This window comes from Rhizobium sp. 01T437 (assembly GCF_056398505.1).
This window is the reverse complement of the sequence record NZ_JBFTPM010000008.1, coordinates 96,271-111,620: the sequence shown is the minus strand read 5'-3', so window position 1 is coordinate 111,620 and position 15,350 is coordinate 96,271. Positions and strand designations below refer to the sequence as shown.

18 protein-coding genes are annotated in these 15,350 nt (G+C 60.3%); 4 read left to right on the top strand and 14 right to left on the bottom strand.

The genetic code is table 11. From position 1 onward, the window contains the following. Nucleotides 1–61 precede the first annotated feature (61 nt). From argC to cml, 4 genes are all read right to left on the bottom strand, one after another. Nucleotides 62–985: an N-acetyl-gamma-glutamyl-phosphate reductase gene (gene argC, locus AC1DM5_RS18280; protein ID WP_477823567.1), complete on the bottom strand. Its 924-nt coding sequence runs from the start codon at nt 983–985 to the stop codon at nt 62–64. 80 nt (nt 986–1,065) lie between these two features. Then, nucleotides 1,066–2,019 carry an agmatinase gene (gene speB, locus AC1DM5_RS18275; protein WP_477823566.1) on the bottom strand — a complete coding sequence of 318 codons (954 nt, stop codon included), beginning with the start codon at nt 2,017–2,019 and terminating at the stop codon, nt 1,066–1,068. After that, nucleotides 2,009–2,377, bottom strand: a complete 369-nt coding sequence (locus tag AC1DM5_RS18270; protein ID WP_477823565.1) for an antibiotic biosynthesis monooxygenase family protein — start codon at nt 2,375–2,377, stop codon at nt 2,009–2,011. Before AC1DM5_RS18270 ends, speB begins: the two co-directional genes overlap by 11 nt. A gap of 91 nt (nt 2,378–2,468) precedes the next feature. Next, a complete protein-coding gene (gene cml / locus AC1DM5_RS18265; protein WP_477823564.1) occupies nt 2,469–3,656 on the bottom strand; it encodes a CmlA/FloR family chloramphenicol efflux MFS transporter in 1,188 nt (395 codons plus the stop codon). A 280-nt stretch (nt 3,657–3,936) separates the two neighbouring features. On the opposite strand from cml, the gene AC1DM5_RS18260 reads away from it, so the two are divergent. Further along, complete coding sequence (locus AC1DM5_RS18260) at nt 3,937–4,314, top strand: VOC family protein (RefSeq protein WP_477823563.1); 378 nt, start codon at nt 3,937–3,939, stop codon at nt 4,312–4,314. A gap of 54 nt (nt 4,315–4,368) precedes the next feature. Here the strand turns inward: AC1DM5_RS18260 and rpsI are convergent, their stop codons facing one another. Together rpsI and rplM are read right to left on the bottom strand one after the other, a co-directional pair. Beyond that, on the bottom strand, nt 4,369–4,842 hold the full coding sequence (gene rpsI / locus AC1DM5_RS18255) for a 30S ribosomal protein S9 (RefSeq protein ID WP_477823562.1): 474 nt from the start codon (nt 4,840–4,842) through the stop codon (nt 4,369–4,371). A 2-nt stretch (nt 4,843–4,844) separates the two neighbouring features. Next, complete coding sequence (gene rplM / locus AC1DM5_RS18250; RefSeq protein WP_477823561.1) at nt 4,845–5,309, bottom strand: 50S ribosomal protein L13; 465 nt, start codon at nt 5,307–5,309, stop codon at nt 4,845–4,847. Nucleotides 5,310–5,658: 349 nt separating this feature from the next. On the opposite strand from rplM, the gene AC1DM5_RS18245 reads away from it, so the two are divergent. After that, nucleotides 5,659–6,492, top strand: coding sequence for an enoyl-CoA hydratase (locus tag AC1DM5_RS18245; RefSeq protein ID WP_477823560.1), 834 nt, complete (start codon nt 5,659–5,661; stop codon nt 6,490–6,492). On the opposite strand, the gene AC1DM5_RS18240 is transcribed toward AC1DM5_RS18245, so the two are convergent. Then, nucleotides 6,493–7,329: an EamA family transporter gene (locus AC1DM5_RS18240; RefSeq protein WP_477823559.1), complete on the bottom strand. Its 837-nt coding sequence runs from the start codon at nt 7,327–7,329 to the stop codon at nt 6,493–6,495. Nucleotides 7,330–7,810: 481 nt separating this feature from the next. Continuing rightward, the gene (locus AC1DM5_RS18235; RefSeq protein ID WP_477823558.1) at nt 7,811–8,134 is read right to left on the bottom strand and encodes a hypothetical protein; all 324 of its coding nucleotides are present in this window, start codon (nt 8,132–8,134) and stop codon (nt 7,811–7,813) included. Nucleotides 8,135–8,252: 118 nt separating this feature from the next. Between AC1DM5_RS18235 and AC1DM5_RS18230 the strand changes: the two genes are divergently transcribed. Beyond that, on the top strand, nt 8,253–8,681 hold the full coding sequence (locus AC1DM5_RS18230; RefSeq protein WP_007819848.1) for a CoA-binding protein: 429 nt from the start codon (nt 8,253–8,255) through the stop codon (nt 8,679–8,681). A gap of 147 nt (nt 8,682–8,828) precedes the next feature. Next, complete coding sequence (locus AC1DM5_RS18225) at nt 8,829–10,112, top strand: O-acetylhomoserine aminocarboxypropyltransferase (protein WP_477823557.1); 1,284 nt, start codon at nt 8,829–8,831, stop codon at nt 10,110–10,112. 47 nt (nt 10,113–10,159) lie between these two features. Here AC1DM5_RS18225 and AC1DM5_RS18220 read toward each other — a convergent pair whose 3' ends face one another. The 6 genes from AC1DM5_RS18220 to AC1DM5_RS18195 form a co-directional block, all read right to left on the bottom strand. After that, the gene (locus AC1DM5_RS18220; protein WP_477823556.1) at nt 10,160–11,170 is read right to left on the bottom strand and encodes an NADP-dependent oxidoreductase; all 1,011 of its coding nucleotides are present in this window, start codon (nt 11,168–11,170) and stop codon (nt 10,160–10,162) included. A 54-nt stretch (nt 11,171–11,224) separates the two neighbouring features. Further along, nucleotides 11,225–12,028: an SDR family NAD(P)-dependent oxidoreductase gene (locus AC1DM5_RS18215; protein ID WP_477975388.1), complete on the bottom strand. Its 804-nt coding sequence runs from the start codon at nt 12,026–12,028 to the stop codon at nt 11,225–11,227. Between the two features lie 61 nt (nt 12,029–12,089). Next, nucleotides 12,090–12,518, bottom strand: a complete 429-nt coding sequence (locus tag AC1DM5_RS18210) for an organic hydroperoxide resistance protein (protein ID WP_477823554.1) — start codon at nt 12,516–12,518, stop codon at nt 12,090–12,092. A 157-nt stretch (nt 12,519–12,675) separates the two neighbouring features. Then, a complete protein-coding gene (locus tag AC1DM5_RS18205; RefSeq protein ID WP_477823553.1) occupies nt 12,676–13,323 on the bottom strand; it encodes a cysteine hydrolase family protein in 648 nt (215 codons plus the stop codon). An 18-nt stretch (nt 13,324–13,341) separates the two neighbouring features. Continuing rightward, complete coding sequence (locus AC1DM5_RS18200; protein WP_477823552.1) at nt 13,342–13,887, bottom strand: hypothetical protein; 546 nt, start codon at nt 13,885–13,887, stop codon at nt 13,342–13,344. Nucleotides 13,888–13,958: 71 nt separating this feature from the next. Then, nucleotides 13,959–15,284, bottom strand: a complete 1,326-nt coding sequence (locus AC1DM5_RS18195) for an epoxide hydrolase family protein (protein ID WP_477975386.1) — start codon at nt 15,282–15,284, stop codon at nt 13,959–13,961. Nucleotides 15,285–15,350: the final 66 nt, after the last annotated feature.

The following is a 15,350-nucleotide window of genomic DNA, read 5'->3' as shown; positions in this document are numbered from 1 at the left end:
AGAGACAGGGCGGGAGGCCCTGTCTTAACGCAATCGCCTGACAACAGGCAAATGCCTGATATCAGGCGCCCAGCATCAGGTCCATATTCTGGACGGCGGCACCGGAAGCGCCCTTGCCGAGATTATCGTAGACGGCGACGAGCAGCGCCTGCGCGATATCGTCATTGGCAAAGACGTGCAGGCGCATGCGGTTGGTGTTGTTGTAGATTTCCGGGTTGAGTTCCGGCGTGCGCTCCGACACCTCCAAGGGGGCGACCTCGACGAAACCCTTGATGCCTGCATAATAGTCGGCGATAGCGGCATGCAGATCGGCACCCTTCGGCACCTTGGGCAGATGCGAGAGCTGCAGCGGCACGGTCACGACCATGCCCTGCGCGAAATTGCCGACGACCGGTTGGAAAAAGGGCACGCGTCCAAGCTTGGCGTAGCGCTGCAGCTCCGGCAGGTGCTTGTGCTTGAAGCTCAGGCCATAGGGCATGTATTCAGGCGCATCCTCACCCTTGGCGACGTAATCCTCGATCATGGTGCGGCCGCCGCCGGTGTAACCAGAAATGCCGTTGACCGTGACCGGGAAATCGGCCGGTACGAGGCCGGCTTCGATCAGCGGGCGCAGCGTGGCGATCGGGCCTTGCGGCCAGCAGCCGGGATTGGCGACGCGCTTGGCCGAGCCGATGACGCCGGCCTGCTCCTTGCTCATTTCCGGAAAGCCATAGGCCCAGCCCTCGGCGACGCGATGCGCAGTCGAAGCGTCGATAACCTTGGTACGGTCGTTCTCGATCAGACTGACGCTTTCCTTGGCCGCGTCGTCAGGCAGGCAGAGGATGGCAATATCGGCGTCGTTGAGCAGGGCAGCACGCACCGCCTTGTCCTTGCGGCTTTCGGTCGGGATCGACAGCAGCTCAAGATCGCGGCGCTCCGCCAGACGCTCGCGGATCTGCAGACCCGTCGTTCCAGCCTCGCCATCGATGAAGATCTTTGCTGCCATGATTATCCTGCACTTTCAGTGGGTTCGGATTGTTTCCGGAATCAGTTTGCCATGAAGTTGAATCAATTTGATAACAGCAGTCATCCTGCCGTCGCGCGCCGTTCGGCGTGGAGGCCCAGCATATACATTGCGACCGTCGCCCCCGCAATGGCGGTGATGTCGGCATGGTCATAGGGCGGAGAGACTTCGACGACGTCGGCGCCGCGGATGTCGAGTTGCTTCAGTCGCTGCAGCACGGAGAGGATCTTCGCGCTTGAAGGACCGCCGGCAACCGGAGTGCCGGTGCCGGGCGCAAAGGCCGGATCCAGGCAGTCGATATCGAAGGTCAGGTAGGCGGGCGAACCCTTCGTATGCGCGATAATCGTCGATGCGATGTCCGTCGCGCTCATTTCCTCGACCTGATGGCCATAGAGAAGATGGATGCCGAAATCCTCTGGCGCATGAGTGCGGATACCGATCTGGATCGAGCGGTCGGGATCGATAAGGCCGGCGCGGACCGCACGGGCCACGAACGAGCCGTGGTCGATGCGGCGCTCATCGTCCAACCAGGTGTCCTGATGCGCGTCGAACTGCACGAGCGCCAGCGGGCCGTGGCGGTCGACATGCGCCTTCAAGAGCGGCCAGGTGACATAGTGGTCGCCGCCGAGGGTCAGCAGGAAGGCGCCGCTGTCGAGAATGGCGCTCGCCTGCCGCTCGATGGCGGCGGGTGTATCCTGATGGTTGCCGTAGTCGAGCAGGCAGTCGCCGTAGTCGATCACGGCCATCTCGGCGAAGAGATCACGCTGGAACGGATATTGCGGATCATTGTCGAAGATTGCGGAAGCCCGGCGGATCGCCTGCGGCCCGAAACGCGTGCCCGGCCGGTTGGAGGTCGCGGCATCGAAAGGAATACCCCAGACGACGGCATCGGCTCCTGTAAGATCCTTGGTGAAGCGGCGGCGCATGAAGGAAAGCGCGCCGGCAAAGGTCGGGTCGGAGGCAGCCGATGTCAGGCTCTGTGCCGTGAAGGCATGGTCGATGGTCTTATTCACCATGGGAGGCTTCTTCCTCTGCGATAAATTCGTAAGCGCGTTCTACCCGCGCAATGCGAACCTTATATTGCTTGTACCAGCGCTTGCGGCCGAGCTGCTGGGCGGCAAGATGGTTTGCCACCTGTTTCCACGCCTTCAGGCTTTCCTCGTCGGCCCAGTAGGAATTGGTGATGCCGAAGCCATCGGCATCCCGCGCGCTTTCGGCCCCGAGACAGCCCGGCTGCTGCAGTGCCAGTTCCGCCATCCGGTCTGCCATCGCGCCGTAACCATTGTCGCCCTCGGTGCGAACGGAGGAGAAGGTCACGACGTAATAGGGCGGTTCGGGCGTGGTGGCGAAGGGTGATGGCTGGGTGGAGGACATGCTCGGATTCCTTGTCTCTGCAGGAAGGGGTAGGCGAGGTTCCGGCAGATTTCAAGGCAGGGCGGCGGATCTTCTCCGCCGCCCTTTGATCTCAGCCGCGGGCGCGGATACGGCGCAGCGCAAGTAGGGTGACGATACCCGTCACCGCGCAATAGCCGGCGAGCGGCCATGCCGTATTGCCATCCAACAGCAGCACGAAGAGCGTGCCGATGCAGCCGACGATCAGGCTTTCGACGCAGAAATAGAGCGCAACCGCCGTTCCGGCTGTTTGGCCAAAGGCCGCCAGCGCACCGTTCGCTGTGACTGCAGTCGTCAGCACGATGCCGACGGCAATCACCCACATCGGCAGAACGAAGCTGGCGAATGAGGGAGCAAGCAACACTTCGCCGATGCCGAGGAGCAATGCGCCTACAAGAAGCAGGCCCATGCCGCGGGCAAGGCTGCCGGCCATTCCCCATCGCGCGACGAAGCGTCCGGCGAAGCGTGCGGATATGATCATCACCGCTGCGGCCGTTGCGAAGGAAAGGCTGAAGGCGAGACCGGAAAAGCCGGCATGATCGATCAGCACACGAGGTGCGGTGGAAAAGAACACGAAGAAGGCTCCCATCGCCGCGCTGAAGCCCATCGTGTAGGTCCAGAAATGCGCATTCGCCAGGATGGCGCGCATGCTGATCGTTGCATTGGCCGATGCCGCAGGTCTCGTTTCGTGCCAGCCTCTAAATGCATTGAGGATTGCCGCAAGCATCAGTCCGCCGAGCAGCAGGAAGATGGCACGCCACCCAACATGATCGGCAATCAGTGCACCGGCGATCGGTCCGAGCGCCGGCACGAAGGAGAGGATCGCGCCAAGCAGGCTGTAGATGACGGCGCCTTCCGGCCTCGCGGCATAGACATCGCGCACCGTTGCGAAGGTCGCCACAAGTGCCGCCGACGCGCCCGCCGCCTGCAACAGACGCAGCACGACAAACAGTGCGGCCGACGACGTGGCTGCGAGCAGCAGCGAAGAGGCCGCAAACAGCAGCGCGCCGACAAGCAGCACCGGGCGCCGGCCGATCCGGTCCGACAGAGGGCCGAAGAGCATCTGTCCGGCGCCGAGGATCAGCATGTAGAGGCTGAGCGTCAGTTGAACGACTGTCGCCGATGTGCCGAGTGCTTCAGGCATCGTCGGGACGACGGGGAGGTAGATATCCATGGCAAGCGAGGCCAGGATATCGAAGGGCGCCAGAAGCAGCAGCGCTGCCGGCAGGGAGCAAGTCCAGTTCCTGTTTTGGGAAGGCATAGGTATTCATCCGCTCGAATGAGTTCATCCGTCGGCGATCTGCCTTCTCATCGCAGTCTGGATTGATCGGACAGATGCCGCAACAACTTCAAAAGGTTGCTGCGGCCTATCTGTCTGCGGACGGGGTGGCTCCCATGTCAGGTCCTGTCTTGTCCGATTTGAAATCTGATGCGGCTTTAGCAGCCGGCAGTACCGGCGACAATAGGTGAGTGTGGCGCGTTGACTTCGCGAACCGCTTCCAAGAAGCTGCGCCGACCGAACCAGGAAGGAGCCATGGGCAATGTTCGACCACATTTCAATCGGGGTAAAAAGCCTCGATAGATCGCGCCAGTTTTACGATGCGGCGCTGGCGCCGCTCGGCTATGAGCGGCTGTCGAATTTCGACGGAACGATGGGATACGGCGCCGAGAGGCCTGCCTTCTGGGTGAGTGAAGTGGAGCGCCCGGTGCCGGCCGATCGCGGCTCTGGACTGCATTTCTGCTTCGTCGCCAAGAGTGAGGAGGCCGTCAATGCCTTTTATGCCGCAGCGCTTGCCAATGGCGGCGAGGACAATGGTGCGCCGGGCATCCGTCCGGACTACAGCCAGTTCTATTATGCCGCCTTCATCATCGATCCCGATGGATATCGGCTTGAGGCTTTCTTCAACAAGCCCGAATAAACGAAAAGGCCGGGCGAAAACCCGGCCTTTCCATAAAAGCATGTCCGAAAGCGATTAGCGCTTCGAGAACTGGAACGAACGGCGGGCCTTGGCCTTACCGTACTTCTTACGTTCGACGACGCGGCTGTCGCGGGTCAGGAAGCCACCCTTCTTCAGGACCGGGCGCAGGCCCGGTTCGAAGTAGGTGAGGGCCTTCGAAAGACCGTGGCGAACGGCACCGGCCTGGCCGGAAAGACCGCCGCCGGCAACGGTTGCAACGATGTCGAACTGGCCGTCGCGGGCAGCAGCAACGATCGGCTGGCGCAGGATCATCTGCAGAACCGGACGAGCGAAGTATTCCGCGAATTCCTTGCCGTTGACGATGATCTTGCCGGAGCCTGGCTTGACCCAGACGCGGGCAACAGCGTTCTTGCGCTTGCCGGTCGCGTAGGAACGGCCAAGCGAGTCGACCTTGCGGACGTGAGCCGGAGCAGCAGCAGCTACTTCAGACGACGTGCCGAGATCCTTCAGGGAAGAGAGGTCAGCCACTATCAGGCGCTCCTTACGTTCTTCTTGTTCAGCGAGGCGACGTCGAGGACGGACGGCTGCTGGGCTTCGTGGGGATGGTTCGGGCCGGAGTAGACGCGCAGGTTCTTCATCTGGCGACGGCCGAGCGGGCCGCGGGGAACCATGCGCTCAACAGCCTTCTCGAGGACGCGCTCCGGGAAGCGGCCTTCGATGATCTGGCGAGCCGTACGCTCCTTGATACCGCCGGCATAACCGGTGTGCCAGTAGTAAACCTTGTCAGAATACTTCTTGCCGGTGAAAACGACCTTGTCAGCGTTGATGACGATAACATTGTCGCCGTCGTCAACGTGAGGCGTGAAGGTTGCCTTGTGCTTGCCACGCAGACGCATAGCGATGACGGAAGCGAGACGACCAACGACGAGCCCTTCGGCGTCGATGATGACCCACTTCTTCTCCACCTCTGCAGGCTTCTGGGAGAAGGTTGCCATAATTGTTACTCTCTCTTGGATCCCCATGCCCGAAGGCGAGGGGCGTTTCTTGTTGCTTGGTTGGTCGGCCGTAAGACAGACCAAAAAGAAAGCAGCCCGCAAAGGCTGCATTTCCGGCGCGGCTTATAGCGACAATCGATTAGCCGGTCAATACAAGCCATTTTGACTATCAGAAAAATAAGTAAGTAAAAACAATAGTTTAACAGTGTGGTATGTGCATACCCCATTTTAGGGCGCCTGAAAACAGGAAGTTTCGCCCTTCGAGGCCGTCGCATTGCGGTATTCGGCTCGAAATCGCCCCACCCTTGTGGCACAAAAGCGGGATATAGACAGCGCACAGGAACATGCAATGGCCGAGATCGTATCCTTCCGCAGGGACAACAACAATTCAGGCGAGGGCGCACTTGTGCTCCGCCAGCTTTCCGGTGGCATATTGCGCCTGACGCTCAACAATCCGCCGGCCAATGCTCTGTCGATATCAGTCATGGAAACGCTGATGGGCGAGCTGCAGGGTGCGGCGGACGACGAGGACGTGCGCATCGTCGTCATCGCTTCGACCGGCAATGTCTTTTCCGCCGGTCATGACCTCAAGGAGCTGACCGCTCATCGCGCCGACGAGGACGAAGGTGTCGCCTTCTTCGAAGAGGCCTTTGCGCTGGCCGCCGACATGATGCTGGAGATCAATCGCCTGCCAAAGCCTGTTATCGCCGAGATCGATGGGCTCGCGACCGCAGCGGGCTGCCAGCTCGTCGCGAGCTGCGATCTCGCGATCTGCACGGATACCTCCACCTTCTGCACGCCAGGCGTCAATATCGGGCTTTTCTGCTCGACGCCGGCTGTCGCCGTTTCGCGCGCCGCTCACCGCAAGCAGGCGATGGAAATGTTGCTGACGGGCGAGACGATCGACGCCTCGACTGCAAAGGATTTCGGTCTGGTAAACCGTATCGTGCCAAAGCAGTACCTCACGCAGGTGGTCAACAAATACGCTTCCGTCATCGCTTCGAAGTCGCCGCAGGCGCTGAGGATCGGCAAGGAAACCTTTTACAAGCAGCTCGAAATGCCCGTCGCGGAAGCCTACGATTATGCCGCGAGCGTGATGGTCGACAGCATGCTGACCGATGATGCGCAAGAGGGCATCGGCGCCTTCCTCGGCAAGCGCACGCCCGAATGGAAGGGCGAATGATCAGGCAAGTTTCAGGATCAGCCCGCCGAGCGCGATGATGATGCCGGCGAGATAACGCCAGATGCTGGCTTTCTCCTTCAGCACGAGAACCGAGATGACAAGCGCAAACAGGATGGCGGTTTCCCGCAGCGCCGCCACCGTCGCAACCGGGGCCTTCGTCATCGCCCAGAGCGCCAGCCCGTAGGAGGCGATCGAGCCCGCCCCGCCGATCAGTCCGCGCCACCAGTTGCGCCTGACGTGAGTGGCGACAGTCAACAGACCGCGCCGTGAAAGCGCCCAGGCAAAGAGCAGAACCGGCGGCAGAAGCGACATCCACAGCGTGTAGGAAATCGCATTGCCCGAAAGCCGGGCGCCGATGCCGTCCACATAGGTATAGGTGGCGATGACGCAGGCGTTGATGAGCGCCAGCATAATCGCGTGGTGGCTGCCGTGGCGGGCTTCGAAGGCGAGCGTCAGGATGCCAACACAGATCGTCATGGTTCCGGCAAGCGCTCCACCCGTCAGATGCTCTCCCAGGATAAAGCCGCTGGTGGCGACGATGAGCAGGGGCGCGCCGCCACGCATCAGCGGATAGACCAGGCCGATATCGCCGGCCCTGTAGGCAGCGGCGACCAGCTGGAAATAGGCAAATTGCAGGATGGCGGAAGCGCCGATGAAGGGCCAGGCCTGCGGCTGCGGCAGGGGGAGCAACGGCAGGAAAGGTAGCGAGGCGACTGCGCCGCCTGCAGAGATCAGCGCCGCATCAAGCGACTTGTCCTTGCCGGCTTTGATGATGGCATTCCATGTCGCATGCAGAAGAGCACCGAAAAGGACGAGAAGAAGAACATCGAGGGGCAAGGTGGATGGTCCAGGAGCAGTGCAACAAGATTGGGGAAAACATCACAGCTTTCCCGTTTGAACCTGCCTTGAAATAACAACCTGGGTTTGCGTGATTTGCCCTGGAAGGTGTACTCCGCACGGTCGAATTTTCAATAGCATGGATTGATCAGGTGAACAATTGCCCATCGTTGTAGCAATTTTTGCGTGCGCTCGAAATACGTTCAATTACGCTCAGCTCACACAACTATGAGATGTCGCTAATGGACACATGAACATATCGTGATCAAATTATGTATGAAAGGTGAAATTCATCTGTAGAAAGAGAGTGTCGACAATCCTATGATGCTGAAATATAGACATTATTCTATAACTTTGAAATGATTATAAATTAACAACCAGAAGAGGTGCTCACGATATTTTGTATCCCCAGATTGATCGTCCGGTCCTTTCGCAGGTGCGAAAGGACCGATAGTATTCGCAATTCCGAATAAATGCAGAGTTAGAGACTATAGTGTGGAATGAGCAGCATCCCGTCCAGGTTGTCGATATTCTGGCAGTTCAGCACCCGGCACTTGGGATTGTCCCTGGAGGGAATGCTCGTCCATTCCGCATAATCGGTCGCGTCGCAATAGTTGCTGTTGCGGACATAGCGGTCGTAGAGAGGAAGGCCGCGCGGCGAGGTATAGCGAAAGATGACGGCGCCTTCGTTGTGGATCGCCGCCCGCACGCTCTGGCAGCTCATGGCAAGCGGATTGTAGCGTGAGATCGCAAGCGTCGGCGAGGCAGCTAGCACGAGCGCGAGCGCAAGGATTATTTTTTTCATGGCATAATTTCTCCCTGATATTTCCGGCACCTATATACGTTGAAACGAGCCGCCCGGTTTCAATGAATCGCGACTGTCAAATCCGCCTCCTGAAGACACCAGACCGGAGACACCAGATATGAACCATGATGCCTACGCCGACGACTATCTTTCCGGCATTCTGAAATCCGTCAAAACCATCGCGCTGACGGGGGCTTCGCCCAATCCGGCCCGGCCGAGCAACGGTGTCATGGGTTATCTCCTGTCGCGCGGATACAAGGTCATTCCTGTCAATCCGGGGCAGGCGGGCAAGCAGATTCAGGGCCAGACCGTTTACGCCCGTCTCGCCGACATTCCCGAACCGGTCGACATGGTCGATGTCTTCCGCGCATCCGAATATCTTGATGGAGTGGTGGACGAGGCGCTGGCACTCGAGCCCCGCCCGCAGGTTGTGTGGGCGCAACTCGGCGTAAGCGACGACGCGGCCGCCGCCAAGGCCGAAGCCGGCGGCATCAAGGTCGTCATGAACCGTTGCCCGGCGATCGAGTATCCGCGTCTTTTCGGCTGACGCTGTGAGTATCCACGTCTTCTCGGCTGACGCCGTCAAGCAGAACGGATTTTCCTTGGAACGCGCCGCGGTTGAAAAAGATCGCGGTTAACTTTCACATTCGAGCGGCTATGATCGCGCCCGTCAACAACAGTACGGGAGGACGACATGGCTAAAAACGATCCGGGATTCAACACGCTGGCAATCCATGCGGGCGCACAGCCCGATCCGGCGACCGGCGCGCGGATTACACCGATCTACCAGACGACGGCCTTCGTCTTCAACGATTCCGACCATGCCGCAGCTCTCTTCGGCCTGCAGCAGTTCGGCAATATCTATAGCCGCATCATGAACCCGACGCAGGCGGTTCTGGAGGAACGCGTCGCGGCCCTTGAAGGCGGCACGGCAGCGCTCGCCGTCGCCTCCGGCCATGCCGCGCAGATGATCGTCTTCCATACGCTGATGCGTCCCGGCGAGAATTTTGTCGCCGCCCGCCGCCTCTATGGCGGCTCGATCAATCAGTTCGGCCATGCCTTCGAGAATTTCGGCTGGCAGGTGCGCTGGGCCGATTCCGACGACCCCGATGATTTCAAGAGCAAGATCGACGACAAGACGCGGGCGATCTTCATCGAGAGCCTCGCCAATCCCGGCGGCACCTTCGTCGATATCGCCGCGATCGCCGAAGTCGCCCACCGCCACGACCTGCCGCTGATCGTCGACAACACCATGGCGACACCCTATCTCATCAGGCCGATCGAACATGGCGCCGATATCGTCGTGCATTCGCTGACCAAGTTCCTCGGCGGTCATGGCAATTCCATGGGCGGCATCATCGTCGATGGCGGCACCTTCGACTGGTCGAAGACCGGCAACTATCCGATGCTCTCCAGCCCGCGGCCGGAATATAATGGCGTCGTCCTGCACCAGACCTTCGGCAATTTCGCCTTCGCGATCGCCTGCCGTGTGCTCGGCCTGCGCGACCTCGGTCCGGCCATCTCGCCCTTCAACGCCTTCCTCATCCAGACCGGCATCGAGACGCTGCCGCTGCGCATGCAGCGCCATAGCGACAATGCGATTGATGTTGCCAAATGGCTGAAGGCCCATTCCAAGATCGCCTGGGTGAATTATTCCGGCCTGGAGGATGACCCGAACCACGCCCTGCAGCAGCGCTACTCGCCCAAGGGAGCAGGCTCGGTCTTCACCTTCGGCGTCAAGGGCGGCTACGAGGCCGGCAAGGCGCTGGTCGAAGGATTGGAGCTCTTCTCGCATCTTGCCAATATCGGCGATACGCGCTCCCTCGTGATCCATCCGGCCTCCACCACGCACCGGCAGTTGACCGACGAGCAGAGGATCGCCGCTGGTGCCGGGCCGGACGTGGTGCGCCTCTCCGTTGGCATCGAGGATGTGAAGGACATCATCGCCGACCTCGAGCAGTCGCTGTCGAAGATCTGAGGAAAGACCGGTCGTGCCGTCACGGCGCGATGCGGTGGTTTTGAAGATCACGATACACGGACAAGGAGCTTCCCGAAGTTGCTGCCCTTGAGCATGCCTATGAACGCTTCGGGAGCTTGCTCCAGCCCCTCGACCACGTCCTCGCGGTACTTGATGTCGCCAGACGCGACCAATGGCCCGATCTCCTGCTGAAACGCTTCGTAGTGCGTGGGGATGAATTCGGAATTGATAAAGCCCCTCAGAAGAAGGCTCCGGCGCAGGATCGCGGACATCGTGGCAGGGAGCCGATCCTGCTCGCCTTTGCCCGGATCGTTGTACTGGGCGATAAGTCCGCAGACAGGCACGCGGGCATATTGGTTCAGGAGCGGAAACACCGCATCCCAGACATGGCCGCCGACATTTTCGAAGTAGACGTCAACGCCATTGGGGCAGACACTGGAAAGCTCAGATACGAAATCGGTTGAGCGGTGATCGACCACGGCGTCGAAGCGCAGTGCGTCTTTTACATAGTCACATTTGTCCCTGCCTCCCGCGATGCCCACCGCACGCGCACCAGCCCGCATTGCAAGCTGGCCGACGAGTGATCCGACAGGTCCGGATGCAGCGGCAACCACCACTGTCTCACCCGGCTTCGGCTGCCCGATCACCTTCATCCCGCCATAGGCTGTGAAGCCCGGCATGCCAAGAACGCCAAGCGCAGTGGAAATGGGAGCGCCGTAGGTGTTCACATGCTGAACTCGGTTGGCATCTATGACCGCGTGCGTGCACCATCCCGTCATTGCACGAACGATATCACCCGGTTTGAATTCCGGGCTCCCGGACTGCGTGACTTCGCAGACGGTCTCGCCTGCCATGATGCCACCAACGGGAACCGGCTTGGCATAGGATTTGGCGTCGCTCATGCGACCGCGCATATAGGGATCGAGCGAGAGATAGAGGACACGAAGCAAGACTTCGCCCTCACGCGGCTCGTTGATCTCGATCGCCTCGGTCCGAAAATGCTCAGGCCCTGGTGCGCCAGTTGGCCGGCGGGCCAGAACGATTGCTGACGATCTCATCGCGGGTTCCTTTCACTGTGATTAGGCGGCCATGTCCGGGGATGGCTGAGCTGCCTACGTTTGGGCGGTCTTGAGGTAGCGCTGTGCCGGGGCATTCAGGGAAATCTTGGGAATGAGTTGCTGGCGTGCGGCATCGTATGCCTCCCATTCTGATACATCCGGCAGCGAGGGCAGGGTGACCAATTCACCGAGGTCGAGGCCGGCAAGAGCAGCATCGACAGCATCTTCCGCGCGCATGACGGCGCGGCTGGGCAGATGATCCAGCGAACCTCCGGAGGCTTCCCAGAACTGTGTCGCGATTGCGCCTGGAAGGACGGCCTGGAAGCGCAGGCCGCTGCTGGATAATTCCTTGTCGAGCGACTGCGTGAACGACACAACGAAGGCCTTCGATGCTCCGTAGACACCGTTGAACATGCCGGGAGCGAGCGCAAGCGCGGACGCAAGGTTTATGATCGTGCCGCGTTTACGCTCCGCAAATGCCGGGACGGCGGCATAGACGAGGCGGGTCAACGCGACGACGTTGATCTCGATCATACGCTCCATGTCGTCGACATCGGCTTTCAGGAGCGGCTCGACGGAACCGACGCCTGCATTGTTGACGAGCATGGTGATCGAAGGATCGGTCCTCAGGATGGTTTCGATCCGTCGGAGATCCTCCTTCCTGCCGAGATCGGCCGGAACCGGCGTAACGGCTCTACCCGTCGATTCCGAGATGCCCTGGGCGACTTTGGCCAGGGCGTCTTTCCCTCTGGCCACCAGGACGAGGTCAAACCCCCGCCGCGCAAGCCTGTCGGCGTAGATCGCGCCGATACCCGAAGATGCGCCTGTTATCAGCGCAGTACCATTTGCAGAAGTCATTGTACGCACTCCTTCCTGGCATCGGCCGCGACCTGCGGCGAGGGGCTGTCAGCCGGTTTTGTCAGACCAGCTTGATCGTGACGTCGATGTTTCCACGCGTTGCCTTCGAGTAGGGGCAAATCTGGTGCGCCTCGTCGATCAGCGACTGGGCGACATCGCGCTCCACGCCTGGAATGCCGACGTTCAGGCGAGCGGTCAGCGAGTAGCCGTCAGTGTCGGACAGGTTGAGATCGACTTCGGCATCGATCGTGACGTCACCAGCGAGCGTGATATGCTTTTTCTGCACGATGAGCCCGATGGCGCTCTCGAAGCAGGCCGACCAGCCTGCTGCAAAGAGCTGTTCGGGATTGGTGCCGATGCGCGCCGTGCCCGGTACGCCGAGCCTTACATCGAGACGCCCGTCGGAACTGCGGGCGACACCGTGTTCGCGACCGCCGGTGACGTGTGTCTTTGCGGTGTAGAGGACTTTGGGATTCATTTTCTGGTCCATGACGCACTCCTTTTTTGCTTTCGTTGCGGATGCCCCTGTTTGGGCGGGTGTACGCTTCTTCGGTCACGCGTCGGCGAGTCTATGACCGCTTGGGCGAATGCCGTGGGCGCTAAGGACGGCCATTCGGCCGACCTCCTTCAGCCTTCGATGCGGCCGGTTATGCCGCCGGCGCCATGTTCTCCATGGCCGCCAGTGCTCCGAGGATTTGCTCGGTCGTCACGATGGCGCTGGCGTAGTTCGGCATGTTGATTTCCAGCGCCGCATGCATCATCTCGTCGGAATAGTCGGCGACCGCGTCCTTCACGACCGTCACGTCATATCCAAGCTCGGCTGCGAAGCGGACCGTTGCCTCGATGCAGGTATGCGCGATCAGGCCGATGACGATCAGTCTGTGGATGCCCCGCCTTTTGAGCTGGTTGTCGAGGTCGGTGTTGGCAAAGCCGCTGGAGCACCAATGCTCCGATGCCACGACCTCGCCCGCAGCAGGAACGAACTCCGCCTTGAATTCTCCGCCCCAGGTGCCGAACTCGAAGGTCTTGCGCTTCCAGGCCAGTTTCTGAATGGGGGCGATATACTTCCAGTTCTCGTAGTCGCCTTCGCGAAAGCGGTGATGCATCGCGAAGAAGACGGGGAGTTTGACCTGCCGTGCCGCCTTTAGGATCTGCTCCATGTGCGGGACGCAATTGTTGGCCTCGGCAACCGCCTGAATGCGCGGCCAGATCTTGCCTCCTTCGGAAATGAAGTCGTTATACGGGTCGACCACCAGAAGCCCGGTAATGCCGTGTTCGTAGGACAGTTCGGTCATCGCATCCTCCTTTGGCGCTCAGGCGGCTCTCGACGATGACTGGTTACGAAGCGCAAAGCGCTCGATGCTTGCTGCAAAGAGCGGCGTCTCGCCTTTGTTATGGGCGATCGACATCGGCTGGCGCTGCGTGCGGAACACCTCGAAGGGGATGCCCTGCCGATCCAGGTTCGCCAACATTTCGTCGGTGGCGAAGGACTGGACGCGGTTGGTGAACTCGCAGCGGTCCTTGTCGATCGCCTTGACGCTCAGTTCCCAGGTCACATGGATGGTGACACGGCCGGTCGGCGTGAAGACGTCGGAGTCTGAATCGAGGATCAGGTGATCCTTCTCTCCGAGCGTCTCGACATAGTGCTGGACCATCAGACTGCCGCCGATCGTCTCGACATTGATCGACATGCGTGTGCCGTCAGGCGCGGTCGTGAAGCCGGCGGCGATATGGGCCGGCGAGCAGCCCTGATATTCCTTCTCCGGCAGTGTGTAGCACCAGTTGGGAATGTCGATTTTCTCGATCGGCGCATTGATGATGGCGGTGAAGCTGGAATCGACGATCTGATTGTCGCGCATTGTCTGTCTCCTTCTTCGATAAGGGGTTGAGATCGCTGTGTCGGGCGGCGCACACCGCGCCGCCACCGTTGTCAGATCGATTTGCGAAGCGGCTTGAACGCGGCGCGCAGATCTTCGGTCAGGAACATGGGCTGCTCCCAGGCTGCGAAGTGGCCACCCTTGGATGGGCGGTTGTAGAAGATGAGCTGCGGATAGGCCTTCTCGGCCCAGCTCTTCGGAGCCTGGTAAATCTCGTCGGGGAAGGCGCTGACGGCGACCGGTATCTTGATGCCGCGCGGATCGAAGAAACCGCCGGACGGGAAATGGGCATTGTCCCAGTAGAGTCGTGCGGAAGAAATTGCCGTATTCGTCAGCCAGTAGAGCGTGACGTTGTCGAGGATATCGTCCTTCGAAAGCCCTTCCTGTTTTCCGTCGAAGACGCGGGCGATCATGTCATAGCTGCGGATGTCATGATCGAGCATCCAGGCGGCAAGGCCGATCGGGGAGTCGACGATGCCATAGAGCGTCTGCGGCCGGTTGTTCATCTCGATCGCATAACCGAGGCCGTTCTTGTAAAAATCGTCGAGCTGCTCATAGGCGCGCTTTTCATCGGCCGAGAGGCTGTCGGGTGCCGGGGCGCCTGACGACAGCAGCTTGGCAATATCGGCCGGCACGGTGGCTGCCATGTTGGTGTGGATGCCGAGAAGGCCGGCCGGTTCCTGCATCGCCATCAGCTCGGTGACGGCATTGCCCCAGTCACCGCCTTGGGCGACATACTTCGTGTAACCGAGACGCTGCATGAGCACGGCCCAGGCCTTGGCGATGCGCGGCGGATTCCAGCCCGGCTCCGTCGGCTTGCCGGAGAAGCCGTAGCCGGGAAGCGAGGGAATGACAACGTGGAAGGCGTCTTCGGCGCTGCCGCCGTGTGCGGTTGGATCGGTCAAGGGCTCGATGATCTTCAGTTGCTCGATGATCGATCCCGGCCAGCCATGGGTGATAATGATCGGTAAAGCGTTTTCGTGCTTGGACTTCACATGGATGAAGTGGATGTCCAGCCCATCGATCTTCGTGATGAACTGCGGGTAGGAGTTGAGCTTCGCCTCGACCTTGCGCCAGTCGTAGTTCTTGGCCCAGTGGTCGGCGAGCTTCTTGATGGTGGAGAGCTGGACGCCTTGCGAGTGGTCGCTCACCGTCTCGCGATCTGGCCAGCGTGTGGCGGCGACGCGGCGATGGAGGTCTTTGAGGGTTTCGTTCGGAAAATGAACGTGGAACGGCTTGATCGCCTCATCGGCTGTGGCAGCAAGCAGATGGGATGGCAGAAGCGCGCCTGAACTTGCAACCGCCACGCCCAGGGAGGCAGCGGCGAGAAAACGGCGGCGGTCCTGGTCGATTGCATCAGCGACTTCGGTCTTGATCATGGCTTTCTCCTCGGGGATCAGGATGTTTCGGTTGCACGTTTGTGCTGACTGAAACCTACTGCCGTA

Coding starts and splice junctions, on each gene's coding strand:
- AC1DM5_RS18270 (WP_477823565.1), bottom strand. CDS start 2,377: ATGTCCTCCACCCAGCCATCACCCTTCGCCACCACGCCCGAACCGCCC.
- AC1DM5_RS18225 (WP_477823557.1), top strand. CDS start 8,829: ATGGCTAAAAACGATCCGGGATTCAACACGCTGGCAATCCATGCGGGC.
- AC1DM5_RS18245 (WP_477823560.1), top strand. CDS start 5,659: ATGGCCGAGATCGTATCCTTCCGCAGGGACAACAACAATTCAGGCGAG.
- cml (WP_477823564.1), bottom strand. CDS start 3,656: ATGCCTTCCCAAAACAGGAACTGGACTTGCTCCCTGCCGGCAGCGCTG.
- AC1DM5_RS18195 (WP_477975386.1), bottom strand. CDS start 15,284: ATGATCAAGACCGAAGTCGCTGATGCAATCGACCAGGACCGCCGCCGT.
- speB (WP_477823566.1), bottom strand. CDS start 2,019: ATGGTGAATAAGACCATCGACCATGCCTTCACGGCACAGAGCCTGACA.
- rplM (WP_477823561.1), bottom strand. CDS start 5,309: ATGGCAACCTTCTCCCAGAAGCCTGCAGAGGTGGAGAAGAAGTGGGTC.
- AC1DM5_RS18230 (WP_007819848.1), top strand. CDS start 8,253: ATGAACCATGATGCCTACGCCGACGACTATCTTTCCGGCATTCTGAAA.
- AC1DM5_RS18220 (WP_477823556.1), bottom strand. CDS start 11,170: ATGAGATCGTCAGCAATCGTTCTGGCCCGCCGGCCAACTGGCGCACCA.
- AC1DM5_RS18205 (WP_477823553.1), bottom strand. CDS start 13,323: ATGACCGAACTGTCCTACGAACACGGCATTACCGGGCTTCTGGTGGTC.
- AC1DM5_RS18215 (WP_477975388.1), bottom strand. CDS start 12,028: ATGACTTCTGCAAATGGTACTGCGCTGATAACAGGCGCATCTTCGGGT.
- AC1DM5_RS18235 (WP_477823558.1), bottom strand. CDS start 8,134: ATGAAAAAAATAATCCTTGCGCTCGCGCTCGTGCTAGCTGCCTCGCCG.
- argC (WP_477823567.1), bottom strand. CDS start 985: ATGGCAGCAAAGATCTTCATCGATGGCGAGGCTGGAACGACGGGTCTG.
- AC1DM5_RS18200 (WP_477823552.1), bottom strand. CDS start 13,887: ATGCGCGACAATCAGATCGTCGATTCCAGCTTCACCGCCATCATCAAT.
- AC1DM5_RS18260 (WP_477823563.1), top strand. CDS start 3,937: ATGTTCGACCACATTTCAATCGGGGTAAAAAGCCTCGATAGATCGCGC.
- AC1DM5_RS18210 (WP_477823554.1), bottom strand. CDS start 12,518: ATGGACCAGAAAATGAATCCCAAAGTCCTCTACACCGCAAAGACACAC.